This window comes from Ramlibacter paludis (assembly GCF_022012305.1).
Lineage (GTDB): Bacteria > Pseudomonadota > Gammaproteobacteria > Burkholderiales > Burkholderiaceae_C > Ramlibacter > Ramlibacter paludis.
The window spans coordinates 34,522-57,756 of sequence record NZ_JAKLTM010000001.1 but is presented as its reverse complement, the minus strand read 5'-3'; the positions used below and the strand labels follow the sequence as shown (position 1 = coordinate 57,756).

Annotated in this window: 22 protein-coding genes; all 22 read left to right on the top strand. The window is 69.8% G+C overall.

Features of this window, described 5'->3' with window-relative positions; translation table 11 throughout:
- Positions 1 to 12: 12 nt before the first annotated feature.
- Entirely contained in the window at positions 13 to 2,412 is a 2,400-nt protein-coding gene (locus LZ009_RS00280; protein WP_275695879.1) for a 3-hydroxyacyl-CoA dehydrogenase/enoyl-CoA hydratase family protein, read from the top strand.
- A gap of 11 nt (positions 2,413 to 2,423) precedes the next feature.
- Positions 2,424 to 3,632 (top strand): acetyl-CoA C-acyltransferase, encoded by a 1,209-nt coding sequence (locus LZ009_RS00275; RefSeq protein ID WP_275695878.1) that lies wholly within the window; start codon positions 2,424 to 2,426, stop codon positions 3,630 to 3,632.
- Between the two features lie 11 nt (positions 3,633 to 3,643).
- Positions 3,644 to 4,453: an acyl-CoA thioesterase gene (locus tag LZ009_RS00270; RefSeq protein ID WP_275695877.1), complete on the top strand. Its 810-nt coding sequence runs from the start codon at positions 3,644 to 3,646 to the stop codon at positions 4,451 to 4,453.
- A 4-nt stretch (positions 4,454 to 4,457) separates the two neighbouring features.
- Positions 4,458 to 5,198, top strand: coding sequence for an SDR family oxidoreductase (locus tag LZ009_RS00265; RefSeq protein WP_275695876.1), 741 nt, complete (start codon positions 4,458 to 4,460; stop codon positions 5,196 to 5,198).
- The gene (locus tag LZ009_RS00260; RefSeq protein ID WP_275695875.1) at positions 5,198 to 5,788 is read left to right on the top strand and encodes a 2-hydroxychromene-2-carboxylate isomerase; all 591 of its coding nucleotides are present in this window, start codon (positions 5,198 to 5,200) and stop codon (positions 5,786 to 5,788) included. Before LZ009_RS00265 ends, LZ009_RS00260 begins: the two co-directional genes overlap by 1 nt.
- Entirely contained in the window at positions 5,785 to 6,549 is a 765-nt protein-coding gene (locus tag LZ009_RS00255; RefSeq protein ID WP_275695874.1) for an enoyl-CoA hydratase, read from the top strand. Before LZ009_RS00260 ends, LZ009_RS00255 begins: the two co-directional genes overlap by 4 nt.
- 175 nt (positions 6,550 to 6,724) lie before the next feature.
- Positions 6,725 to 8,491, top strand: a complete 1,767-nt coding sequence (locus LZ009_RS00250) for a methanol/ethanol family PQQ-dependent dehydrogenase (protein WP_275695873.1) — start codon at positions 6,725 to 6,727, stop codon at positions 8,489 to 8,491.
- Positions 8,491 to 9,291, top strand: coding sequence for a quinoprotein dehydrogenase-associated putative ABC transporter substrate-binding protein (locus LZ009_RS00245; protein WP_275695872.1), 801 nt, complete (start codon positions 8,491 to 8,493; stop codon positions 9,289 to 9,291). Before LZ009_RS00250 ends, LZ009_RS00245 begins: the two co-directional genes overlap by 1 nt.
- Positions 9,288 to 9,848: a c-type cytochrome gene (locus LZ009_RS00240; RefSeq protein ID WP_275695871.1), complete on the top strand. Its 561-nt coding sequence runs from the start codon at positions 9,288 to 9,290 to the stop codon at positions 9,846 to 9,848. Before LZ009_RS00245 ends, LZ009_RS00240 begins: the two co-directional genes overlap by 4 nt.
- Positions 9,845 to 10,810: a cytochrome c oxidase subunit II gene (coxB, locus tag LZ009_RS00235; protein WP_275695870.1), complete on the top strand. Its 966-nt coding sequence runs from the start codon at positions 9,845 to 9,847 to the stop codon at positions 10,808 to 10,810. Before LZ009_RS00240 ends, coxB begins: the two co-directional genes overlap by 4 nt.
- On the top strand, positions 10,807 to 12,768 hold the full coding sequence (gene ctaD, locus LZ009_RS00230) for a cytochrome c oxidase subunit I (RefSeq protein WP_275695869.1): 1,962 nt from the start codon (positions 10,807 to 10,809) through the stop codon (positions 12,766 to 12,768). The genes coxB and ctaD overlap by 4 nt, the downstream gene beginning before the upstream one ends.
- Positions 12,765 to 13,370: a cytochrome c oxidase subunit 3 gene (locus LZ009_RS00225; protein ID WP_275695868.1), complete on the top strand. Its 606-nt coding sequence runs from the start codon at positions 12,765 to 12,767 to the stop codon at positions 13,368 to 13,370. The genes ctaD and LZ009_RS00225 overlap by 4 nt, the downstream gene beginning before the upstream one ends.
- A 1-nt stretch (position 13,371) precedes the next feature.
- Positions 13,372 to 13,719, top strand: a complete 348-nt coding sequence (locus tag LZ009_RS00220; RefSeq protein ID WP_275695867.1) for a hypothetical protein — start codon at positions 13,372 to 13,374, stop codon at positions 13,717 to 13,719.
- The gene (locus LZ009_RS00215) at positions 13,701 to 14,579 is read left to right on the top strand and encodes a cytochrome c oxidase assembly protein (RefSeq protein WP_275695866.1); all 879 of its coding nucleotides are present in this window, start codon (positions 13,701 to 13,703) and stop codon (positions 14,577 to 14,579) included. Before LZ009_RS00220 ends, LZ009_RS00215 begins: the two co-directional genes overlap by 19 nt.
- A gap of 140 nt (positions 14,580 to 14,719) precedes the next feature.
- The gene (locus tag LZ009_RS00210) at positions 14,720 to 15,355 is read left to right on the top strand and encodes a hypothetical protein (protein WP_275695865.1); all 636 of its coding nucleotides are present in this window, start codon (positions 14,720 to 14,722) and stop codon (positions 15,353 to 15,355) included.
- A 16-nt stretch (positions 15,356 to 15,371) separates the two neighbouring features.
- Positions 15,372 to 15,725 (top strand): YciI family protein, encoded by a 354-nt coding sequence (locus tag LZ009_RS00205; RefSeq protein ID WP_275695864.1) that lies wholly within the window; start codon positions 15,372 to 15,374, stop codon positions 15,723 to 15,725.
- Between the two features lie 163 nt (positions 15,726 to 15,888).
- Positions 15,889 to 16,311, top strand: a complete 423-nt coding sequence (locus tag LZ009_RS00200; protein WP_275695863.1) for a YciI family protein — start codon at positions 15,889 to 15,891, stop codon at positions 16,309 to 16,311.
- Between the two features lie 22 nt (positions 16,312 to 16,333).
- Entirely contained in the window at positions 16,334 to 16,747 is a 414-nt protein-coding gene (locus LZ009_RS00195) for a VOC family protein (protein ID WP_275695862.1), read from the top strand.
- A 13-nt stretch (positions 16,748 to 16,760) separates the two neighbouring features.
- On the top strand, positions 16,761 to 18,029 hold the full coding sequence (locus tag LZ009_RS00190; protein WP_275695861.1) for an RNA polymerase sigma factor: 1,269 nt from the start codon (positions 16,761 to 16,763) through the stop codon (positions 18,027 to 18,029).
- Complete coding sequence (locus LZ009_RS00185; RefSeq protein WP_275695860.1) at positions 18,026 to 19,399, top strand: MATE family efflux transporter; 1,374 nt, start codon at positions 18,026 to 18,028, stop codon at positions 19,397 to 19,399. Before LZ009_RS00190 ends, LZ009_RS00185 begins: the two co-directional genes overlap by 4 nt.
- A 35-nt stretch (positions 19,400 to 19,434) precedes the next feature.
- Positions 19,435 to 22,131: an excinuclease ABC subunit UvrA gene (locus tag LZ009_RS00180; RefSeq protein ID WP_275695859.1), complete on the top strand. Its 2,697-nt coding sequence runs from the start codon at positions 19,435 to 19,437 to the stop codon at positions 22,129 to 22,131.
- Positions 22,132 to 22,168: 37 nt separating this feature from the next.
- Complete coding sequence (locus LZ009_RS00175; protein ID WP_275695858.1) at positions 22,169 to 23,095, top strand: adenylate/guanylate cyclase domain-containing protein; 927 nt, start codon at positions 22,169 to 22,171, stop codon at positions 23,093 to 23,095.
- The last annotated feature ends 140 nt before the right edge of the window (positions 23,096 to 23,235 follow it).

The following is a 23,235-nucleotide window of genomic DNA, read 5'->3' as shown; positions in this document are numbered from 1 at the left end:
AAACAAGAAACGATGAGCCGATTCCAGGTGAAGAAGGTGGCCGTGCTCGGCGCCGGCGTGATGGGCGCGCAGATCGCGGCCCACCTCGTCAACGTGCAGGTGCCCGTCGTGCTGTTCGACCTTCCGGCAAAGGAAGGCCCGAAGAACGGCGTCGTGACCAAGGCGGTCGAAGGGCTGAAGAAGCTCAAGCCGTCGCCGCTGGGCGTGGCCGAAGACGCCGCGCTGATCCAGCAGGCGAACTACGAAGAGCACATGGGGCTGCTGGCCGAATGCGACCTGGTGATCGAGGCGATCGCCGAGCGCATGGACTGGAAGCTGGACCTGTACAAGAAGATCGCGCCGCACGTGGCCAAGCACGCGATCGTCGCGTCCAACACGTCCGGCCTGTCGATCACCAAGCTGTCCGAGGCGCTGCCGGAAAGCCTGAAGCCGCGCTTCTGCGGCATCCACTTCTTCAACCCGCCGCGGTACATGTACCTGGTGGAGCTGATCGCGACGCCGACCACGCAGCCGCAGGTGCTGGACGACCTCGAGGCTTTCGTGACCTCGGGCCTCGGCAAGGGCGTGGTGCGCGCCAAGGACACGCCCAACTTCATCGCCAACCGCGTCGGCATCGCCGGCATGCTGGCGACGATGCGCGAGGTGGAGAAGTTCGGCCTGAGCTACGACGTGGTGGACGACCTCACGGGCAAGAAGCTCGGCCGCGCCTCCAGCGGCACCTTCCGCACCGCGGACGTGGTGGGCCTGGACACCATGGCGCACGTCATCAAGACGCTGCAGGACACATTGAACGCCGACACGGACCCGTTCTACGCGAGCTTCGGCACCCCCGAGGTGCTCAAGACGCTGCTGGAACTGGGCAACCTGGGGCAAAAGAGCAAGGCCGGCTTCTACAAGAAGGTCGGCCGCGACGTGCTGCGCTTCGATGCGGAGAGCAGGGAATACGTGCCGGGCGGGCAGAAGGCCGACGAGGTCTATGGCCGCATGCTGAAGAAACCGGCGGGCGAACGGCTGAAGCTGCTGCGCCACAGCACCGGACCGCAGGGCCAGTTCCTGTGGTCCATCCTCAGAAACGGCTTCCACTACGCCGCCGTGCACCTGGGCGACATCGCCCAGACCGCGCGCGACGTCGACCAGGCCATGCGCTGGGGCTTCGGCATGAAGCAAGGCCCCTTCGAGCTGTGGCAGGAAGCCGGTTGGGCGCAGGTCGCGCAGTGGGTGCAGGAAGACATCGATGCGGGCAAGGCCCTGTCGAAGGCGCCGCTGCCGGCCTGGGTCTTCAAGGGTCCGGTCGCCGATGCGGGCGGCGTGCACACCGAGCAGGGGTCCTGGAACCCGACCTCGGGCAAGTTCGAGCCGCGCCGCGTGCTGCCGGTGTACTCGCGCCAGCTGTTCCCCGAACTGCTGCGCGGCGAGGCCGGTGCGCGCTTCGAAACCGCGGGCAAGACGCTGCACGAGGACAAGAACATCCGCCTGTGGACGCTGGACGATGAGGTGCTCATCGCCAGCCTGAAGACCAAGATGCACGTCATCAGCCCCGAGGTGTGCGAAGGGCTGCAGCAGGCCGTGGAGATGGCGGAGCAGGACTTCCGTGGCCTGGTGATCTGGTCGGGCGACGAGCCTTTCAGCGCCGGCGCCGACCTCGAGTCCATGCTGCCCGCCTTCATCGCCGTCGGCGTGGCGGCGATCGAGGATGCCGAAGGCTTCATGCAGCAGACCATGCTGCGGCTTCGCTACGCGTCCGTGCCGGTCGTCTCCGCAATTCGCGGCCTGGCGCTGGGCGGCGGCTGCGAGCTGGCCCTGTATTCGGCCAAGCGGGTGGCGGCGATGGAAAGCTACATCGGCCTGGTCGAGGTGGGCGTGGGCCTGGTGCCGGGCGCCGGCGGCCTGACCTACATCGCCCGCCGTGCCGCGGAGAATTCGGTGGCCAGCACCGACAAGGACCTGCTCAAGTTCGTCACCGAAGGCTTCACCGCCGCGGCGATGGCCAAGGTCGGCACCAGCGCGCTGGAGTCGCGCCGCCTCGGCTACCTGCTGGACAGCGACATCATCTTGCCGAACAAGGACGAACTGCTGTACGTCGCCGTGCAGCAGGCCAAGGCGATGTTCGACGGCGGCTACCGAGCGCCGCACAAGCGGATGTTCCCGGTCGCGGGCCGCAGTGCCAAGGCGACCATCCAGGGCCAGCTGGTGAACATGCGCGACGGCGGCTTCATCAGCCGGCACGACTTCCACATCGCCTCGCTGATCGCGGGCGTGGTGACGGGCGGCGACGTCGACGCGAACACGCTGGTCACCGAGGAATACCTGATGACGCTGGAGCGCCAGGCCTTCGGTTCGCTGGTGCAGCACAAGAAGACGCAGGAGCGGATCCTGGGCATGTTGAGTACCGGCAAGCCCGTTCGGAATTGAGGACTGATTCAGTGAGCAAACAAATCCAGGACGCCTACATCGTCGCCGCCACCCGTTCGCCCATCGGGCGTTCGCACAAGGGTTTCTTCCGCAACACGCGGCCGGATGAACTCCTGGCCTCCGTGCTGCGCGCCGCCATGGCGCAGGTCCCCGGCCTCGATCCGCATGCGGTCGAGGACATCATCTGCGGCTGCGCGATCCCCGAGGGCCCGCAAGGCCTGAACGTCGCGCGCATAGGCGCGGTGCTGGCCGGACTGCCCAAGAGCGTCGGCGGCATCACGGTCAACCGCTTCTGCGCCTCCGGCCTGGCCGCGGTGCAGATGGCCGCCGACCGCATCCGCGTCGGCGAGGCCGACGTGATGATCGCCGCCGGCACGGAGAGCATGAGCATGGTGCCCATGATGGGCAACTCACCCTCGCTGTCCCCCACCATCTTCTCCAACCCGGACGACATCGAAAGCTACGGCATCGCCTACGGCATGGGCCTCACGGCGGAGAAGGTCGCGCAGCAGTGGAAGGTGAGCCGCGAAGCGCAGGACCGCTTCGCCTACGAGTCGCACCAGAAAGCCGTCGCCGCGATGAAAGCCGGCGAGTTCACCAACGAGATCACCGGCATCGAAGTGGCCGACCGCTCGCTGGACCTCGAATCCGCCGAAGTGGCGATCAGCAAGCGCACCGTCAACCTGGACGAAGGCGCGCGCCCCGACACCACCGTCGAAGCGCTGGCCAAGCTGCGTCCGGTGTTCGCCGCGCGCGGCAGCGTCACGGCCGGCAACAGCTCGCAGACCTCCGACGGCGCCGGTGCGCTGATCCTGGCCAGCGAGGCTGCCGTCAAGCGCTTCGGCCTGCAGCCGCTGGCGCGCTTCGTCAGCTACGCCAGCCGCGGCGTGCCGCCGCACATCATGGGCATCGGTCCCATCGAGGCGATTCCCGCGGCGCTGAAGAACGCCGGCCTGAAGCAGGAGCAGATCGACTGGATCGAGCTGAACGAAGCCTTCGCGGCGCAGTCGCTGGCCGTGATCGAAACGCTGAAGCTCGATCCGTCGCGCGTCAACCCGATGGGCGGCGCCATCGCGCTGGGCCATCCCCTCGGCGCCACCGGGGCTATCCGCTCGGCGACAGTGGTGCACGCGCTGCGGCGCAAGAATCTCAAGTACGGCATGGTCACGATGTGCGTGGGCATGGGCCAGGGCGCCGCGGGGATTTTCGAACGGGTCTGACGGAGGTGGGGATGGGCGCAGCCCACGTGTTCGACGAAGCGATCGCGCTGGCGCCGCACGGCGAAGGCCTGTGGCAAGGGCGCACGTCGCCAGCCTACGCGAACATGATCGGCCCTTACGGCGGCATCACGGCGGCCCAGGTGCTCAACGGCGTGCTGCAGCACCCGCAGCTGCTCGGCGAGCCGGTCGCCCTCACCGTCAACTTCGCCGCCGCGCTGGCCGACGGCACCTTCATCGTGCGGCCGCGGCCCGCGCGCACCAACCGCTCCACCCAGCACTGGATCGTCGAGGTCCTGCAGGAGGACCAGGTCGTCATCACGGCCACCGTCGTGACGGCGGCGCGGCGCGCGACCTGGGGCGAGCACGAAGCAACGATGCCCGAGGTGCCGTCGCCGGCCGAGACGCCGCGCACGCAGCGCCGCGGCGTCGAATGGCTGCACCGCTACGACATGCGCTTCCTCACCGGCGGCATCCCGCGCGAGTGGAACGGGCAGGACGTGGGCGAGAGCCTGAGCCGGCTGTGGGTGCGCGACGAGCCGCCGCGGCCGCTCGACTTTCCCGCGCTCGCCGCGCTCGCCGACGTGTTCTTCCCGCGCCTGTGGCTGCGCCGCGCCAAGCTCACGCCGCTGGGAACCGTCTCGATGACCGTCTACTTCCACGCCGGTGGCGCGCAGCTGCAGGCCACCGGCACCGGCCACCTGCTGCTGCAGGCGCGCGGCCAGGGCTTCGGCGGCGGCTACTTCGACCACGCGGGCCAGCTGTGGAACGAGGCCGGCGAGCTGCTCGCCACCACGCACCAGGTCGTCTACTACAAGGAGTGAGGCCATGGCCGAAGCCACGCTGCAGAACCCCGTTGCCGTCGTGATCGGCGCCGGGGACGCCACCGGCGGCGCCATCGCCCGGCGCTTCGCCCGCGGCGGCTACACGGTGTGCGCGGTCCGCCGCAACGCCGACAAGCTGCAGCCGCTGCTGGAAAGGATTCGCGCCGAAGGCGGCCAGGCGCACGGCTTCGGCACCGACGCCCGCCAGGAGGAAGAGGTCGTCGCCCTGTTCGAGCAGATCGAGAAGGACATCGGCCCGGTGGAAGTCTTCGTGTTCAACGTGGGCGCCAACGTGCCCAGCTCCATCCTCGAGGAAACGGCGCGCCGCTACTTCAAGGTCTGGGAGATGGCCTGCTTCGGCGGCTTCGTCACGGCGCGCGAGGCGGCCAGGCGCATGGCGCCGCGCGGCAAGGGCACGCTGCTCTTCACCGGTGCCACCGCCTCGATGCGCGGAGGCGCCAACTTCGCCGCCTTTGCCGGCGCCAAGCACGCCCTGCGCGCCCTGGCCCAGAGCATGGCGCGCGAGCTCGGCCCGCGCGGCCTGCACGTGGCCCACGTGGTGATCGACGGCGGCATCGACACCGAATTCATCCGCGAGAATTTTCCCGAGCGCTATGCGCTGAAGGAAAAAGACGGCATCCTCAACCCCGAGCACATCGCCGAGAACTACTGGCTGCTGCACGCGCAGCCGCGCGATGCCTGGACCCACGAACTGGACCTGCGTCCCTGGATGGAGAAATTCTGATGGCCAAGGAAGTCGAGTTCTATTTCGACGTCGGCAGCCCGGCCGCGTACCTCGCCTGGAAGCAGCTGCCCAAGATCGCCGCCGAGACGGGTGCGCAGGTCGTCTACCGCCCCTTCCTGCTGGGCGGCGTGTTCCAGGCCACCGGCAACAAGTCGCCGATGGAAGTGCCGGCCAAGGGCCACTACATGCTGCAGGACCTGCAGCGCTACGCCCGCCGCTACGGCGTGGACTTCGCGCACAACCCGCACTTCCCGATCAACACGCTGATGCTGATGCGCGGCGCCGTGGGCCTGCAGATGCGCCAGCCGGCGCGCATGCCGGTGTACGTCGACGCGGTCTTCCACGCCATCTGGGTCGACGGCCGCAACATGGGCGACCCGGCCGTCGTCGCCATGGTGATCAAGGACGCCGGCTTCGACAAGCCGCAGTTCCAGGACCTCGCCTCGGACCCCGAGGTCAAGGAGCAGCTCAAGGCCAACAGCACCCAGGCGGTGGGCCGCGGCGTGTTCGGCGCGCCCACCTTCTTCGTCGGCGACCAGATGTACTGGGGCCAGGACCGGCTCGATTTCGTGAAAGAGGCATTGCAATGAGCGACATCAAGGTTCACGCCGAAGCCGGCGTGATGACCATCACCCTCAACCGGCTCGAGCGCAAGAACTCGATCACTTCCGCCATGTACGGCATGCTGGCCGATGCGCTGCATGCGGCGCAGGAAGACGCCAACGTGCGCGTCGCGGTGCTGCAAGGGCACGAGACGGTGTTCTCGGCCGGCAACGACATCGGCGACTTCCTGAACCAGCCGCCCGCAGGCAACGACTCGCCGGTGTTCCGCTTCCTGCAGGGCATCGCCACCTTCCGCAAGCCGCTGCTGGCAGCCGTGTGCGGGCCCGCCGTCGGCGTCGGCACGACCATGCTGTTCCACTGCGACCTGGTCTACGCCGGCGACAACGCCGCCTTCTCCATGCCCTTCGTCAACCTCGGGCTCTGCCCCGAGGCGGCCTCGAGCCTGCTGGTGCCGCAGATGTTCGGCTACCACCGCGGCGCCGAGGCATTGCTGCTCGGCGAGCCCTTCATGGCCGAAGCCGCGCTCGAGGTGGGCCTGGTCAACCGCGTGCTGCCGCCCACCGAAGCCAACAATTTCGCGCAGGCGCAGGCGCGCAAGCTGGCCGGCAAGCCGCTCTCGAGCCTCGTGGAAACCAAGCGCCTGATGAAGAAGGGGCAGCAGCACGCAACGCTGCAGCAGATGCAGGATGAGGGCGAAAGTTTTAGGCGCATGCTGCAGGAGCCGGCGGCCAAGGAGGCTTTCACGGCCTTCATGCAGAAGCGCAAGCCCGACTTCAGCAAGGTCTGACGTCGACAGTTTGGGACAAATGGATTTTTCGGCGCGCGGGGCACCACAAGAGTGCGCGTGCTGTGTAGACTTCCCCGCATAAAGCAGAGCCGCATGGCGGCCACATAACAGGTGGAGTTCGCGCTGCGGCGCGGGAGACGAAGGGGGCTCGTGTCGTCATCGGGGAGATGATGTGTTGAGCCGTACCTTGTCGACCTGCCTCGCGCTGCTGGTGCTGGCCGCCGCCCATGCCCAGCCCGCGGACGATGGCGAATGGCGCCTCGCCGGCAAGGATCCCGCGAACACCCGCTTCAGCGGGCTGACCCAGATCACCGCGGCCAACGCCGGCCAGCTGCAGCTGGCGTTCAGTTTTTCCACCGGCCAGAAGAACGGCCAGGAAGCCGCGCCCATCGTCGCCGACGGCACGATGTACATCGTCGGGCCCTTTCCCAATCCGGTCTTCGCGCTCGACCTGACCAAGCCGGGCGCGCCGCTGAAGTGGAAGTTCGAGCCCAAGCCCGAGTCGAACGCGCAGGGCGTCGCCTGCTGCGACACCGTCAACCGCGGTGCGGCCTACGCCGACGGCCGCCTGTTCTTCAACACCCTGGACAGCCAGACCATCGCGCTCGATGCGCGCAGCGGCAAGGAGCTCTGGCGCGCGAAGCTCGGCGACATCAAGATGGGCGAGAGCATGACCATGGCGCCGCTGGTCGTGAAGGACAAGGTGCTGGTGGGCAACAGCGGCGGCGAGTTCGGCGTCCGTGGCTGGCTGACGGCGCTCGATGCCGCCACCGGCAAGATCGCGTGGCGCGCCTACAGCACGGGCCCCGACAAGGACGTGCTGATCGGCCCCAACTTCAAGCCCTGGTACGCGTCCGACCGCGGCACCGACCTCGGCGTCAAGTCGTGGCCGCCCGATGCCTGGAAGATCGGCGGCGGCACGGTCTGGGGCTTCCTCTCGTACGACCCGGTGCTGGACCTGGTCTACCACGGCACCGCGAACCCCGGCCCGTGGAACCCCGACCAGCGCCCGGGCGACAACAAGTGGACCTCCGGCGTGTTCGCGCGCCGCCCCGCCACCGGCGAGGCCATCTGGTACCACCAGCAGAGCCCGCACGACCTGCACGACTACGACGGCGTCAACGAGAACATCCTGGTCGACCTGGACTGGCAGGGCGCGCCGCGCAAGCTGCTGCTGCGCGCGGACCGCAACGGCTATCTCTACGTGATGGACCGGGCGACGGGGCAGGTGCTGTCGGCCAAGCCCTTCGTGCACATCACCACCTCCACCGGCGTCGACCTGCAGACCGGGCGCCTGCAATACAACGCGGCGAAGAACCCGCGCGGCGGTGAACCCACGCGCAGCATCTGCCCGGCCGGGCCCGGCGGCAAGGACTGGCAGCCCGCCGCCTGGTCGCCGCGCACCCGGCTGATGTACATCCCGCACCAAAACATCTGCCAGGACGCGGTGACCTACGAGGCCAGCTACATCGCGGGCACGCCCTTCGTCGGCGTCGACGCGAAGATGTACCCGGGACCCGGCGGCAACCGCGGCGTGTTCACCGCCTGGGACCCGATCGCCGGGCGCAAGGCCTGGGAGATCGGCGAGGAGTATCCGGTGTGGAGCGGCGCGCTGGTGACGGCCGGCGACGTCGTCTTCTACGGCACCATGGACGGCGTCTTCAAGGCCTTCGACGCGCGCAACGGCAGGCTGCTGTGGCAGTTCAAGACGGCCTCGGGAATCATCGGCCAGCCGGTCAGCTACCGAGGCCCGGACGGACGCCAGTACATCGCGGTGCTGGCCGGCATCGGCGGCTGGGCCGGCGCCATCGTGTCGGGCAACCTCGACCCGCGCGACGCCACCGCCGGCGGCGGCTGGGTCAACACGCTGCGCGACCTGCCGCTGGCCACCAAGCGCGGCGGCGAGCTCTACGTGTTCGCGCTGCCGGCAGGGATGAAGTGATGCGCAAGCTGCTGGCCTCGTGCTTCGTGCTCTTCGCGCTGGCCGCGGCCGCTGCGGAAGATGCGCGTCCGGCGCTGCGCGTGTGCGCGGACCCGGACAACCTGCCGTATTCGCGCGCCGACGGTGCCGGCTTCGAGAACCGCATCGCCGAACTGGTGGCCGCCGACTTCGGCCTGCCGCTGGAATACACGTGGCTGCCCGACCGCCGCGGCTTCGTGCGCAAGACGATGGGCGCGGGCCTGTGCGACCTGATCGTCGGCGTGCCGGCGGGCTTCGAGCGCACGCTCAATACGCGGTCCTACTATCGTTCCAGCTACGTGCTGCTGCAACGCAAGGGCAGCGACGAAGAGCCCCTGTGTGGCTTCGACGACCCGCGCCTGCGCCGCTGGCGCATCGGGGTGCAGCTGGTCGGCGACGACCTCGCGACCTCGCCGCCCGGCTACGCGCTGGCCGCGATGGGCGTCACCGACAACGTGGTGGGCTTTCCCATCGTCGGCGCGCAGCCCGCGGCCGCGCGCATGGTGGACGCGCTGGCGCGCGGCGAACTGGATGCGGCCTTCGTCTGGGGTCCGCAGGCTGGCTACTTCGCCAAGGCCAGCGCGGCGCCGCTGCAACTGCAGCGCATCGCGCCGCCGCAGCAGGTGGCCACGCAGCGCTTCGACTTCGCGATCGCGATGGGCGTGCGGCGCGGCGACCAGGCGCTGCGCGACCGGCTCGACGCCTGGCTGGTGCGCCGGCACGACGCCATCGCCCGCATCCTGGCCGACTACGCCGTCCCCCTGGTGGAGGCGCAGCCATGAGGGCGCTGGTCCTGCTGCTGGCGGCGCTGGCGGTGCTGGCGGTGCTGGCGCTCTCCGGCTGCGAACGCGAGCAGCGCCGCTTCACCACGCCCGCGGGCAACACCACCCCGAGCGCGAATGCGGCGCGCCTGTCGGCCAACCAGCCGGCGCTGGCGCGCGCCGACGGCGTGACCGAAGCGCAGGAGAACCGCAGCCCTTACATCCGCAACGCGTATGCGGTGAGCCAGGGCAAGCGCCTGTACCGCTGGTACAACTGCAGCGGCTGCCACGCGGCCGGCGGCGGCGGCATGGGCCCGCCGCTGATGGACACCGAGTGGCGCTACGGCAGCGACCCGGCCAGCATCTTCGCCAGCATCATGCGCGGCCGGCCCAACGGCATGCCCTCCTTCGGCGGCCACATTCCCGAGGACCAGGCCTGGCAGATCGTCGCCTACGTGCAGTCCATGAGCGGCGGCGCGCGCAAGGACGTGGCGCCATCGCGCGCCGACGGCCTGTATTCCGGCAACCCCGAGAACGCGCGCTCCGAGCAGCCGGCGCAACCGGAGAAGAAGCCATGAACCCCGGCCTGCACGACGCGCTCCAGGCCATGGGCCCGCAGGCCGCGCACTTCATCGACCTGTGGCACATCTTCCTGCTGGTGTGCACGCTGGTGTTCGGCGCGGTGCTGGCGGGGCTGCTGCTCGCGCTGCGGCGGGCGCCGCGGGTCGACACGCCGGTGCCGCCCGACCTGAGCACGGTGAACCAGCCCGAGCCCGGTCCGCGCCGCGGCGTGGTCGCCGCCGTCACCGCGTCCGTCCTCTTGCTGCTTGCATTGCTGGTGGCCAGCGTGTTCACGGATCGCGCGATGCAGCGCCTGTCGCTGGCCGATGCCGTGCAGATCGAGATCACCGGCCACCAGTGGTGGTGGACCATCAAGTACCTGGGCGATCCGGACCAGACCTTCGTCACCGCCAACGAGATCCACGTGCCGGTCGGCCGCCCGGTGATCGTGCAGCTGAAATCCGAAGACGTGATCCACAGCCTGTGGGTGCCCAGCCTGGCCGGCAAGAAGGACCTGATTCCCGGCCGCACCGCGGTGATGACCTTCCGCGCCGACCAGCCCGGCGTGTACCGCGGGCAGTGCGCGGAGTTCTGCGGGCTGCAGCACGCCTTCATGGCGTTCAACGTGCAGGCGGAGTCGCCGGCGCAGTTCGAAGCATGGCGTCAGCAACAGCTGGCCGCGGCGCCTGCGCCGACCGACGCGCAGGCGCTGCGCGGGCAGGCGGTGTTCCAGGCCGCGAGCTGCGCGATGTGCCACAGCGTGGCCGGCACGCTGGCCGGCGCGAAGCACGCGCCCGATCTCAGCCACGTCGCCAGCCGCCAGACCCTCGCGGCAGGAACGCTGCCCAACACCCCGGCCCACCTGGCGGCCTGGATCGCCGACCCGCAGAAATTCAAGCCCGGAACCAACATGCCCGCGACGCCGCTTGCCGCCGCCGACCTTGCCGCGCTGGTCGCCTACCTGGGGACGCTGAAATGAACGAAGGCCCGCTGGGCGAACGCCCCGACCCGCACAAGGGCAAGCTGAAGGACGGCCTGGCCGGCGGCGAAGCGGTCGCGCAGGCGCTCGACGCCACCTGGAGCGACCCGCCCGGCTTCCTCGGCTGGTTCTGCGCCATCAACCACAAGACGATCGCCAGGCGCTTCATCGTCACCACGCTGGTGTTCTTTGCGCTGGGCGGCCTGCTGGCGGCGTGGATGCGGCTGCAGCTCGCGCGCCCGGGCAACACGCTGATGGGACCAGACCTCTACAACCAGGTCTTCACCATGCATGGCAGCACCATGATGTTCCTGTTCGCCGTGCCGGTGATGCAGGCGGTGGCGATGTACCTGGTGCCGTTGATGATCGGCGCGCGTTCGGTCGCCTTCCCGCGCATGAACGCCTACGCCTACTGGATCTTCCTGTTCGGCGGGATCATGCTGTACGTGGTGTTCGCGCTCGACAGCGGGCCGGACGCCGGCTGGTTCTCGTACGTGCCGCTGGCCGGCCCCGACTACGGCGCCGGCAAGCGCAGCGACTTCTGGGCCCAGATGATCACCTTCACCGAGGTGTCTGCGCTGATGGAGTCCATCGTCATCATCTGCACGGTGTTCAAGATGCGCGCACCCGGCATGACGCTCAACCGCATTCCCCTGTTCGTGTGGAGCATGCTGGTGACGGCGTTCATGATCATGTTCGCGATGCCGGCGGTCGCCACGGCCAGCACGCTGCTGATCCTGGACCGCCTGGTCGGCACGCACTTCTACAACCCGGGCGAGGGCGGCGACGCGCTGCTGTGGCAGCACATGTTCTGGTTCTTCGGCCACCCCGAGGTCTACCTGATCTTCCTGCCCGGCCTGGGCTTCATCTCGGCCATCGTGCCGACGTTCGCCCGGCGGCCCGTCTTCGGCTACACCGCCATGGTGCTGTCGCTCATCGCGACCGGCTTCCTCGCCTTCGGCCTCTGGGTGCACCACATGTTCGCCACCAACCTGCCGGACCTGGGCAAGGCCTTCTTCACCGCGGCCAGCCTGCTGATCGCGATCCCGACCGCCACGCAGATCTTCTGCTGGCTCGCCACGCTGTGGACCGGGCGGCTGTCGCTGAAGACGCCGATGCTCTACGTGCTGTCCTTCTTCTTCATCCTCGTGCTGGGCGGCATGACGGGGCTGATGCTGGCCTCGGTTTCGATCGACACGCAGGTGCACGACAGCTACTTCGTGGTGGCGCACCTGCACTACGTGCTGCTCGGGGGCGCGGTGTTCCCGCTGTTCGGCGCCTTCTACTACTGGTTCCCCAAGTTCACCGGCCGGATGATGTCGGAAGCGCTCGGGCGCTGGAGCTTCTGGCTGATGTTCGCCGGCTTCAACGTCGCCTTCTTCCCGATGCACCTCCTGGGGCTGCAGGGCATGCCGCGGCGCGTGTACACCTACCCGGCCGAGATGGGCTGGGGCAACCTGAACCTGCTGTCGACCGTCGGGGCGATCACGCTGGCCACCGGCATCCTGCTGTCGCTGGTCAACGCGATTCGCAGCGCGCGCGCCGGAGCATTGGCGGGAGCCGACCCATGGGGTGCGGGCACGCTCGAGTGGCTGGCGGAATCGCCGCCGCGGCCCTGCAACTTCCCCGCCCTTCCCGTGGTGCACGGACGCGACGCGCTGTGGCAGCCGGCCCCGGAGGGCACGCCGGACCACGTCAGCGGCCTCGCGGCGGACCTGCGCGAAGTGCTGACGACGACCGTCGCCGATGCGCGTCCCGACGCCCGGGCGATGTTCCCCGACCCTTCGCCCTGGCCGTTCCTCACCGCGGTGGCCACCACCGTGTTCTTCATCGGCTCGATCTTCACGCCCTGGGCGGCCGTCTGGGGCACGGTGCCCGTCGTCATCGCCTGCATCTGCTGGTTCTGGCCGCGGCGGCGCGAGGCGGCGGAAGAACTGGCGCTGGAGAAGCAGGCATGAGCGGCGAAATGCGCGCGCTCGACGTCCGCGAGCTGCCGACGGTCGTGTTCTCGCACCGCAGCCTGATGTGGTGGGGAACGCTCGGGATGATGGCCATCGAAGGCACGGTGTTCGCGCTGGCCGTCATGGCCTACTTCTACCTGCGCAGCCACTCCGCCACTTGGCCGATGACGGCGCCGCCGCCGGACCTGTTCTGGGGCACGCTCAACACCGGCGTGATGCTGGCGAGCTTCATCCCCGCGCACATGGCCAAGAAGGAAGCCGAGGCCCTGCGGCTGCAGGGCGTGCGCCGCTGGCTGGTGATCAGCGTGTTGTTCAGCCTGGCGTTCGTCGCGCTGCGCGTCATGGAATTCGCCGCCCTGAACTGCCGCTGGGACAGCAGCGCCTACGGCTCGGTGGTGTGGCTGCTGCTGGCGTTGCACACCACGCACATCGTGACCGACCTGATCGACACCCTGGTGCTGGCCGTGCTGTTCTTCAAGGGCCCGCTGGACGGCAAGCGCTTCGTCGACGCCAGCGAGAACTCGTTCTACTGGTACTTCGTCGTGCTCACCTGGCTGCCGATCTACCTGGTGATCTACTGGGGCGCGAGGGTGACCTGAGATGAGAAGCTGGTTCGCCCTGCTGCTCTCGCCTTCCATCGCGCTGGCCGCGCAAAGCGCGCTGTATGCGCAGGTGACGCCTGCGTGCGCCAGCCAGTCGCGGCTGGGCCTGCACGGCGCGGCCGCCGCGGCGCTCGCCATCGTGCTCGTCCTGCTGGCGCTCGCCGTCAGTGACTGGTCGGCGCGGCGTGAGGAGCCCGGCGGCCCGGACAGCGACGCCGGCACTCCCGGCGCGACGCGGCGCTTCCTGGCGCTGCTGGCGGTCGCAGTGTCGGCGCTCTCGGCGCTGGTGATTCTCGCCATGTGGTTCGGCCTGCTGGTCCTGTCGCCATGCGCGCCCTGGCCCTGATGCTGGCCGCCGCGCTGCCGCTCGCGGCCCGCGCGCACGCCACCGCCGAATTGCCGCCGTCCTGGTCGAACTGGAATTCCGCGCCGTGGCTGGTGGTGTCGATGCTGCTGGCGGCCGGTGGCTACGCGCTAGGCGTGCGGCGCCTGTGGCGCAACGCGGGGCGTGGCCGCGGCATCGCGCTGCGCCAGGCCGGAGCGTTCGCGGCGGGTTGGCTGGCGCTGGCGATGGCCCTGGTGTCGCCGCTCGACGCGCTGGGCGGCTGGCTCTTTTCGGCGCACATGGTGCAGCACGAGCTGCTGATGGTGGTCGCCGCGCCGCTGCTGGTCCTGGGGCGCCCGCTGGCGGCCTGGGCCTGGGCCTTGCCGGCGGGGGCAAGCCGCGCCGTGGGACGCTGGACCGGCCGCGGCCCCTGGTCGCTGCTGTGGGGTGCACTCACCGACCCGCTCGCCGCCTGGGCCCTCCATGCGCTGGCGCTTTGGAGCTGGCACGTGCCGGCGCTGTTCGATGCCGCCTTGCACGACGAGGCGGTGCACATCGCGCAGCACGTTTCCTTCCTGGCGACGGCGCTGTTCTTCTGGTGGGCCGTCCTGGGCCATGACCCGCGCGGCCGCTACGGCCCCGGTCCTTCCGTCGCCTACCTCTTCACCACCATGCTGCACACGGCCGCACTGGGCGCCTTGCTCAGTCTTGCGCCGACGCCCTGGTATCCGGCCTACCTCATTCCGGCGGCGTCGCTCGGTGTCGATCCCGTGCAGGACCAGCAGCTGGGTGGCCTGGTGATGTGGGTGCCGGCCGGGTTCGCCTACGTGGCGGCAGCGTTGTCGGTGGTCGGCCGCATGCTCACGCGCGTCCGCGCCTGAGTTTCATCGTGGGTTAGGGAATTGGCTCCGGGGCCGCAGTGAATCGCCCTACGATGCGCCATTTGAAAGCAGTTGTAATTCGTTCCAGCAATTCGTTGCGATCCCTGCCAACAGCAGTCCACAAGACAAGGAACGACGACATGACCGCCTCCACCCTGCTCGAGAGTCTCTCCGCGAAGATCCAGCGCTCCCTGCCGCCTGCCGTCTGGCAGGAGGTGTTCGGCGACATGGCGGGCCGGGGCGTCTCTTTCGAACAGTGCACGCTCACCTTGCTGCATGCCGAGCCTTCGGTGGCTGCCGGCAGCGAAGAGGCCGCCCGGGTGCGCCGCGAACTGCGCTGGCTTGCCGCCAGCAACGGTGGACGCGCCGACCACAGCGCGGAGCCGGGCTCGCTCACGCTGTTCAAGAGCCCGCGCGCCGCCTTGCGCATGGCGCTGTCGCTGCAGCACGCGGTGGAGGCCGTGCAGTTCCGCGTCGGCCTCTACACCGGGCCTTGCACGCTGGCGGTGTTCCAGGCGCAGAGCCGGCAGTGGGCCGTGGTGGTCGGCGCGGAACGCCGGCAGGCCGCGGCGATGGCATTCAACGCCGTTGCCGGCACCGTCGCGATTTCCGCCGGCACGCATGCGGCGCTGGGCGATGCCTTCGGCGACGAAGTCGGCGGCGCGATGGTGTCCGAGGAGTTCGACGGCACGGCGCTGGTGCAGGCCACGGTCATCCTGCCGCCGCGGCCGACCGCCTTCCAGAGCAGCTTCGCGGGTCTGGGCCTGACCTCCTGACCCTTATCATGGCCGCATGGCTTACATGCTGCTGATCCAGGAACCCGTCGGCCAGCGCGCTACCCGCACGCGCGCCGAGGGCGAAGCGGTCTACGACCGCATGGTGCGCTTCGCGGAAGACCTCCAGAAGCGCGACCTCCTCCTCGCCGTCGAATCGCTGGCCCCGCAGGACAGCGGCGCCCGAGTGCAGGTGCGCGCCGGCAAGGCCGCGGTGCTCGACGGCCCGTTCGCCGAAGCCAAGGAGATGATCGGCGGGTTCTTCCTCGTGCGCTGCAAGACGCGCGAGGAAGCGCTGGCGCTGGCGCGGGAGTGCCCGGCGGCGGAGTGGGCGACCGTGGAAGTGCGCGAGACGGCGCCCTGTTACCTGTAGCAGGGGAAGCCGGGGTTGCCACCCCGGCCTACGGGGAGTCGTAGGCCGGGGTGGCAACCCCGGCTTTGCGTTTTTTGCACCCCATGTCGATTCCGCCAGCCCTCGTTCGTCGTGTCCAGAGAAGCCGCCCAAACGCGGCTTCCCCAACCCGAAGGAGTCCGCCATGCGCTTCATGATCATCGTCAAGGCCACGCCCGACAGCGAGGCCGGCCGTTTCCCGCCCAACCCCGAGCCGCTGTTCGCCGCCATGGGGGCGTACCACGAGGAGCTGTCGCGCGCCGGCGTGCTGCTCGATGCTTCCGGCCTGCAGCCGAGCAGCAAGGGCTGGCGCGTGCAGTACGACGGCGGCAAGCGCACCGTCGTCGACGGGCCTTTCACCGAAAGCAAGGAACTGGTGGCGGGCTACACCCTGATCCAGACCCGCACCCGCGACGAAGCCATCGAGTGGACGCGCCGCTTCCCGAATCCGGTCGGCGAAGGCATGGCCTGCCACATCGAGGTGCGGCAGCTGTACGAGATGGAAGACTTCGAAGGCATGCTCCGGCCCGAGACCGAGCAGCGCTTCCGCGACCTGGGCATGCAGTAAGAAAACACCAAGGAGTTCCACGATGGCCCGCCAGATCTTCGTCAACCTTCCCATCAAGAACATGGAGCGCAGCAAGGCCTTCTTCGGCGCGCTCGGCTTCACGTTCAATCCGCAGTTCACCAACGAGCAGGGCGCCTGCATGGTGATCAACGACGGCGCCAGCTACGCGATGCTGCTGGTCGAGCCGTTCTTCCAGTCGTTCACCAAGAAGCCGATCTCGGACGCGAAGAAGTCCACCGAAGTGCTGGTGTGCCTGTCGTGCGAGAGCCGCGCCGAGGTCGACGCGCTGGTGCAGAAGGCGCTGGCCGCCGGCGGCACCGCACCCAATGCGCCGCAGGACCACGGCTTCATGTACGGCCACGGCTTCGAGGACCTCGACGGCCACGTCTGGGAGCTGATGTGGATGGACCCGAACGCCGCGCCGCCGCACGCCTGAGGCCGCAGCGCAGATGCATTCGGCGACCCACCAGGCGATCGCGGCGGTCTGGCGCATCGAGTCGGCGCGCATCGTCGCCGCGGTCGCGCGCATGGTGCGCGACATCGGCGTCGCGGAGGAACTGGCGCAGGACGCGCTGGTCGCCGCGCTCGAGCACTGGCCGCGCGACGGCGTCCCGGACAACCCGGGCGCCTGGCTGATGACCACCGCCAAGCGGCGCGCGCTCGACCACCTGCGGCGCCTGAAGATGCAGGGCGAGAAGCTCGAGGAGCTGGGCCTCGACCTCGAGGCGCAGGAAGCGCTGGTGGTGCCGGACTTCGTCGACGCGCTCGATGCGGCGCGCCAGGACGATATCGGCGACGACCTGCTGCGCCTGATCTTCACCGCCTGCCATCCGGTGCTGCCGGCGCAGGCGCGGGTGGCGCTCACGCTGAAGCTGCTGGGCGGCCTGGGCACGCACGAGATCGCGCGCGCCTTCCTCGTGCCCGAGCCGACGATCGCGCAGCGCATCGTGCGCGCCAAGCGCACCCTGAGCGAGGCCAAGGTGCCGTACGAAGTGCCGCGCGGCGCCGAGCTCGGCCCGCGGCTGGCCTCGGTGCTGGAGGTGATCTACCTCGTGTTCAACGAGGGCTACACGGCGACGGCCGGCGAGGACTGGATGCGGCCGGCGCTTGCGCAGGAGGCATTGCGGCTGGCGCGCATGCTGGCGGAGCTGGCGAACCAGGAGCCGGAAGCGCACGGCCTGGCCGCGCTGCTGGAGCTGCAGTCCTCGCGCCTGCCGGCGCGCACGGACCGTGCCGGCCGGCCCATCCTGCTGCAGGACCAGGACCGCGCCCGCTGGGACCACCTGCTGGTGCGCCGCGGCCTGGCCGCGCTGGCGCGCGCGGAAGCGCTAGGCGGCGCGCAAGGCGTGTACGCGCTGCAAGCGGCCATCGCGGCCTGCCACGCGCGCGCCACCACCGCCGCCGCTACGGACTGGGCGCGCATCGCCTCGCTGTACGCACAGCTTGCGCAGGTGGCGCCGTCGCCGGTGGTGGAGCTCAATCGCGCGGTGGCGGTATCCATGGCCGAAGGACCCGCCGCCGGCCTGGCGATCGTCGACCTCCTGCTCGATGACAAGGCCTTGCGCAACTACCAGTGGCTGCCCAGCGTGCGCGGCGACCTGCTGGCCAAGCTGGGGCGCAATGCCGAGGCGCGCGAAGCCTTCCTGCAGGCGGCGGCGCTGGCGGGGAACGCGCGGGAGAAGGAGCTGCTGCAGGCGCGGGCGGAGAACCTGGCTTGACGTCGCCCCTGCTGCAAGGCCCCATCCTCCCCACGCTGCTGCGCCTGGCCGTGCCCAACGTCTTCGCGATGGCGGCGGCCACCGCGGTCGGCATCGGCGAGACGCTCTACGTGGGCCTTCTCGGCAAGACCGCGCTGGCCGCGATGGCGCTGGTGTTTCCCTTCGTCATGCTGATGCAGATGTTCTCGGCGGGCGCGATGGGTGGCGGCGTGTCGTCGGCGATCAGCCGCGCGCTGGGCGGCGGGCAGGCGGAGAAGGCGCGTGCGCTGGCCGTGCACGCGCTGTGCATCGGCGTCGCCGCGGGCCTGTCCTTCACCTTGCTGCTGTGGGTCTTCGGGCCCGCACTCTTCCGCGGCCTCGGCGGCAGCGGTGAGGTGCTCGAACAGGCGCAGGTCTACGGCGCCTGGGCCTTCTGCGCCATCCCGGCGATCTGGCTGTTCAACACCCTGATCTCGCTGGTGCGCGGCAGCGGCAACATGCGGCTGCCCTCCGGCTCCATCCTCGCCGCGGCCCTGCTGCAGGTGGCCTTCGGTTCGGTGCTGGGACTCGGCCTGCTGGGCGTGCCGCGCCTGGGCATGCGCGGCGTGGCGCTCGGCCAGGTGATCGCCTACTACACCGCGGCGATCGCGCTCTGGTGGTACCTGCGGCAAGGGCCGGCGCGTATCCGCCTGGCCCTGGGCGGCGTACGCCTGCAGTGGCCGCTGTTCCAGGACATCCTGCGCGTCGGCGCGCTGGCCTGCCTGTCGCCGCTGCTCACCATAGGCACGGTGCTGGTGGTGACTTCGCTGGTGGCCGCGCACGGCAACGATGCGCTGGCCGGCTACGGCATCGGCTCGCGCCTGGAGTTCCTGCTGGTGCCGATCGCCTTCGGCGTCGGCGTCGCCGCGGTGCCCATGGTCGGCATGGCCATCGGCGCGGGCGACGTCGCGCGGGCGCGCCGCGTCGCCTGGACCGCGGGCGCGGTGTCGGCGACCTTGCTGGGCAGCATCGGCGTGCTGCTGCTCGTCGCGCCCGACCTGTGGGCGCGCTGGTTCAGCAGCGACCCGGCCGTGCTCGCCCATGCGCGCAGCTACCTGCGCTGGGCGGGGCCGGGCTTCGGCCTCTTCGGCCTCGGCCTCACGCTTTACTTCGCCGCGCAGGGCGCCGGCAATGTCGCGGCGCCGGTCGCTGCCTCCTTCCTGCGCTTCCTGTTCGTACTGCTGGCCGGCCATGCCGTGGCGAGGATCGCGCCGCAGCCCTGGGCGCTGTTTGCCGTGGTGGGTGGCGCGATGGCCTTGTACGGCACCGCGACGGCGCTGGGCGTGTGGCTCAGCAAGTGGGGTGGTGGGGTCGCTGCGCGAACCCCTACGAGGGGCGACAGTCCCGTCTGACCGGGCTGGGGGCAGGCAAGCCCTAGCGTGGCAGCATGGGCAAGGAACGCATCCACAACACCAACCCGGCCACGGAGGAGCGCTCGCCGCCGGCAACGGACGCGCGCGAACGCGGTTACGTGCGCGTGCGCGGCGCGCGCGAACACAACCTCAAGGACGTCGACGTCGACATCCCGCGCGACGCGCTGGTGGTGTTCAGCGGCGTCTCGGGCTCGGGCAAGTCCTCGCTCGCGTTCGGCACGATCTATGCCGAAGCGCAACGGCGCTACCTCGAGTCGGTGTCGCCCTATGCCCGGCGCCTGATCGACCAGGCCGGCGTGCCCGAGGTCGACTCCATCGACGGCCTGCCGCCGGCGGTGGCGCTGCAACAGCAGCGCGGCACGCCCAGCACGCGCTCCTCGGTCGGCAGCGTGACCACGCTCTCCAGCATCCTGCGCATGCTCTATTCGCGCGTGGGCCACTATCCGCCGGGCCAGCCCATGCTGTACGCGGAGGACTTCTCGCCCAACACGCCGCAAGGCGCCTGCCCGCGCTGCCACGGCCAGGGCCGCATCTACGACGCCACCGAGGCGTCGATGGTGCCGGACGACTCGCTCACCATCCGCGAACGCGCCATCGCGGCCTGGCCGCCGGCCTGGCACGGGCAGAACCTGCGCGACATCCTGGTCACCCTGGGCTACGACGTCGACACGCCCTGGCGCGAGCTGCCGAAGAAGGTGCGCGACTGGATCCTGTTCACCGACGAGACGCCGACGGTGCCGGTGTATCCCGGCTTCACGCCGAAGGAGACCAAGCAGGCCTTGCGGGCGAAGACCGAGCCCGCCTACATGGGCACCTTCACCAGCGCCAGGAACTACGTGCTGCACACCTTCGCGCACAGCCAGAGCGCGATGATGAAAAAGCGCGTGAGCCATTACATGGTGAGCAGTGCCTGTCCCGCGTGCGAAGGCAAGCGCCTGAAACGCGAGGCGCTGCAGGTCACTTTCGCCGGCTACGACATCGGTGCGCTGTCGCAGCTGCCGATCGAGCAGGTGCTGGAGGTCCTGCGACCCGCTGCCGAAGGCCACCTCGATCGACTCGTGCCGGAAAGCGACAGGATCAGCCGCTCCGCCTCGCGCAAGGCGACGCAAGCGCGCGTGGCCAAGGGCGGTGCCTCGCATGCGGGCGCACCGGACGTGCGGCTGACCTCCGCGGTGTCCGAGGAGAAGCGCCTGGCGGCGCAGCGCCTGGGTCAGGACGCGGTGCAGCGCCTGCAGACCTTGCGCCAATTGGGACTGGGCTACCTCACGCTGGAACGCAGCACGCCGACCCTGTCGCCGGGCGAGCTGCAGCGGCTGCGCCTGGCCACGCAGCTCGGCTCGCAGCTGTTCGGCGTGATCTACGTGCTGGACGAACCCTCGGCCGGCCTGCATCCCGCCGACGGCGTGGCCCTGCTGGAAGCCTTGCAGCGGCTGAAGGCGTCGGGGAATTCCGTGTACGTGGTGGAGCACGACCTGGCGCTGATGCGCAACGCCGATTGGCTGGTGGACGTGGGCCCCGCGGCCGGCGAACGCGGCGGCGAAGTCCTGTACAGCGGCGAGCCGGCGGGCCTGGCGCAGGTCGAGCGCTCGCAGACGCGGCGCCACCTGTTCGGCGAGGTGCCGCTGCCGCGCAAGGAAGCGCGTGCGCCACGCGGCTGGTTGCGGCTGGAAGCCATCACCCGCAACAACCTCGATCACCTCGATGCCGCGATTCCGCTCGGCTGCCTGACCGCGGTCACCGGCGTGTCGGGCTCCGGCAAATCCACGCTGGTCAGCCGCGCATTGCTGGAACTGGTGGCGCAGCACCTGGGCAGCGACGTGCCCGACGGCGAGGAAGAAGCTGACGAAGCGGCCTACGAGCCGAGCGCGCGCGACGGCTCGTGGTCGGGGCGCCTCGCCGGCGACACCGGGGCGATCCGCCGGCTGGTGCAGGTGGACCAGAAGCCGATCGGCCGCACCCCGCGTTCCAATCTCGCGACCTACACCGGCCTCTTCGATGCCGTGCGCAAGCTGTTCGCGGCGACGCCGGCCGCGCGCAGGCGCCGCTACGACGCGGGCCGCTTCTCCTTCAACGTGCCCAAGGGCCGCTGCGACACCTGCGAGGGCGAAGGCTTCGTGTCGGTGGAGCTGCTGTTCATGCCCAGCGTGTACGCGCCTTGCCCCGCGTGCCACGGCGCGCGCTACAACGCGCCGACGCTGGAGATCCAGTGGAACGGCAAGAGCATCGCCGAAGTGCTGGCGATGACCGTCGAAGAGGCGGCGGCTTTCTTCGCGGAGGAGCCGGCCGTGCAGCGTCCGCTGCAGGTGCTGCTGGACATCGGCCTGGGCTACCTGCGCCTCGGCCAGCCGGCCACCGAACTCTCCGGCGGCGAAGCGCAGCGCATCAAGCTGGCCACCGAGCTGCAGCGCATGCACCGCGGTGACACCTTGTACGTGCTGGACGAACCGACCACCGGCCTGCACGCCTCCGACGCCGACCGCCTGATGGCGCAGCTGCAGCGGCTGGTGGACGAGGGCAACACGGTCGTCGTGGTGGAGCACGAAATGCGGGTCGTGGCCCAGAGCGACTGGGTGATCGACATGGGGCCGGGCGCCGGCGAGCAAGGTGGCCGGGTGGTGGCCGCGGGCACGCCGGAGCAGGTCGCGCGGGTGCGGGAGAGCCGGACTGCGCACTATTTGGCAGAGTGCCTGGCGGAGTCCGGCGGCCAATGAGGCTAAACTGGCCCGGACCTAACTACGCCAGGGAGCCATGACGGCAAAGACGACGGTGATGTTCGCCGACCTCACCGGCAGCACGGGCGTCTTCGAGGCCCTGGGCAACGCCAAGGCCACGCAGGCCATCACCGCGCTGACCGACTGGATCGCGCAGGTCGTGACCGACTACGACGGCCGCGTCGTCAAGATGCTGGGCGACGGGGTCCTGGCGCTCTTCCCGGACGGCGGCAGCGCCGTGCAGGCCGTGGTGCAGATGCAGCGCGAGCATGCGCGCCGCCAGACCGCGCGCGGTCCGGTGCAGAAGCTGCAGCTGCAGGTGGGCCTGGACTCCGGCGACATCGTCGAGCAGGACGGCGACTGCTACGGCGACGCCGTCAACGTCGCGTCCCGCCTTTCCGACCTGTCGGGCGCCCGGCAGATCTGGGCCAGCGCGGACGTGGTCGGCCAGCTGCAGGCGCCGCCACCCGGCGCGCGCTTCCATCCGCTGGGCCCGGTGCCGATCCGCGGCAAGGCGCAGGCCACCAACGTCTACCGCATCGACTGGCAGGAAGACGCGTCCACCGACATGATGACGCTGCCGGCCTTCGACCCCGGCAAGCGCAGCCCCTTCAAGCCGGTGGTGCAAGGCAAGCTGCAGCTTCGCTACCTGGACCAGGCCGTCGAGTACACCACCGGCCAGTTGCCGATCCATCTTGGGCGGGTGCGCGAAGCCGAATTCGTGGTGGCCGATCCGCGCGTGTCGCGCCTGCATGCCCGCATCGACTGGCGCAACGATTCCTTCGTGCTGGTCGACTTGAGCAGCTACGGCACCTGCGTGCGCTTCCAGGGCGCGCCGACCGAGCTGAAGCTGCGGCGCGACGACTGCGTGCTGCACGACAGCGGCGAGATCGCGCTGGGGCCGGAGTTCGGGGACTTCTCGATTCCGACGGTCTTGTTCGAGTTGAGTTTGGGGAAGAAGTAGCCTTCTCCCGTCATTCCCGCGGAGGCGGGAATCCAGGGCATTGAAGCAGGCGCTGCGCGCCGTCCTGGGTCCCCGCCTGCGCGGGGATGACAAGAATTAATTTCACCGAGCGCCCGCTTGCCGTAATTCCGGCGACCTGC

Bases quoted from the DNA above. Each gene is read 5' to 3' on its own strand.
- coxB (WP_275695870.1), top strand. From the start codon at position 9,845: ATGAACCCCGGCCTGCACGACGCGCTCCAGGCCATGGGCCCGCAGGCC.
- LZ009_RS00215 (WP_275695866.1), top strand. From the start codon at position 13,701: ATGCGCGCCCTGGCCCTGATGCTGGCCGCCGCGCTGCCGCTCGCGGCC.
- LZ009_RS00180 (WP_275695859.1), top strand. From the start codon at position 19,435: ATGGGCAAGGAACGCATCCACAACACCAACCCGGCCACGGAGGAGCGC.
- LZ009_RS00175 (WP_275695858.1), top strand. From the start codon at position 22,169: ATGACGGCAAAGACGACGGTGATGTTCGCCGACCTCACCGGCAGCACG.
- ctaD (WP_275695869.1), top strand. From the start codon at position 10,807: ATGAACGAAGGCCCGCTGGGCGAACGCCCCGACCCGCACAAGGGCAAG.
- LZ009_RS00260 (WP_275695875.1), top strand. From the start codon at position 5,198: ATGGCCAAGGAAGTCGAGTTCTATTTCGACGTCGGCAGCCCGGCCGCG.
- LZ009_RS00225 (WP_275695868.1), top strand. From the start codon at position 12,765: ATGAGCGGCGAAATGCGCGCGCTCGACGTCCGCGAGCTGCCGACGGTC.
- LZ009_RS00190 (WP_275695861.1), top strand. From the start codon at position 16,761: ATGCATTCGGCGACCCACCAGGCGATCGCGGCGGTCTGGCGCATCGAG.
- LZ009_RS00220 (WP_275695867.1), top strand. From the start codon at position 13,372: ATGAGAAGCTGGTTCGCCCTGCTGCTCTCGCCTTCCATCGCGCTGGCC.
- LZ009_RS00280 (WP_275695879.1), top strand. From the start codon at position 13: ATGAGCCGATTCCAGGTGAAGAAGGTGGCCGTGCTCGGCGCCGGCGTG.
- LZ009_RS00245 (WP_275695872.1), top strand. From the start codon at position 8,491: ATGCGCAAGCTGCTGGCCTCGTGCTTCGTGCTCTTCGCGCTGGCCGCG.
- LZ009_RS00205 (WP_275695864.1), top strand. From the start codon at position 15,372: ATGGCTTACATGCTGCTGATCCAGGAACCCGTCGGCCAGCGCGCTACC.
- LZ009_RS00265 (WP_275695876.1), top strand. From the start codon at position 4,458: ATGGCCGAAGCCACGCTGCAGAACCCCGTTGCCGTCGTGATCGGCGCC.
- LZ009_RS00195 (WP_275695862.1), top strand. From the start codon at position 16,334: ATGGCCCGCCAGATCTTCGTCAACCTTCCCATCAAGAACATGGAGCGC.
- LZ009_RS00270 (WP_275695877.1), top strand. From the start codon at position 3,644: ATGGGCGCAGCCCACGTGTTCGACGAAGCGATCGCGCTGGCGCCGCAC.
- LZ009_RS00255 (WP_275695874.1), top strand. From the start codon at position 5,785: ATGAGCGACATCAAGGTTCACGCCGAAGCCGGCGTGATGACCATCACC.
- LZ009_RS00210 (WP_275695865.1), top strand. From the start codon at position 14,720: ATGACCGCCTCCACCCTGCTCGAGAGTCTCTCCGCGAAGATCCAGCGC.
- LZ009_RS00240 (WP_275695871.1), top strand. From the start codon at position 9,288: ATGAGGGCGCTGGTCCTGCTGCTGGCGGCGCTGGCGGTGCTGGCGGTG.
- LZ009_RS00200 (WP_275695863.1), top strand. From the start codon at position 15,889: ATGCGCTTCATGATCATCGTCAAGGCCACGCCCGACAGCGAGGCCGGC.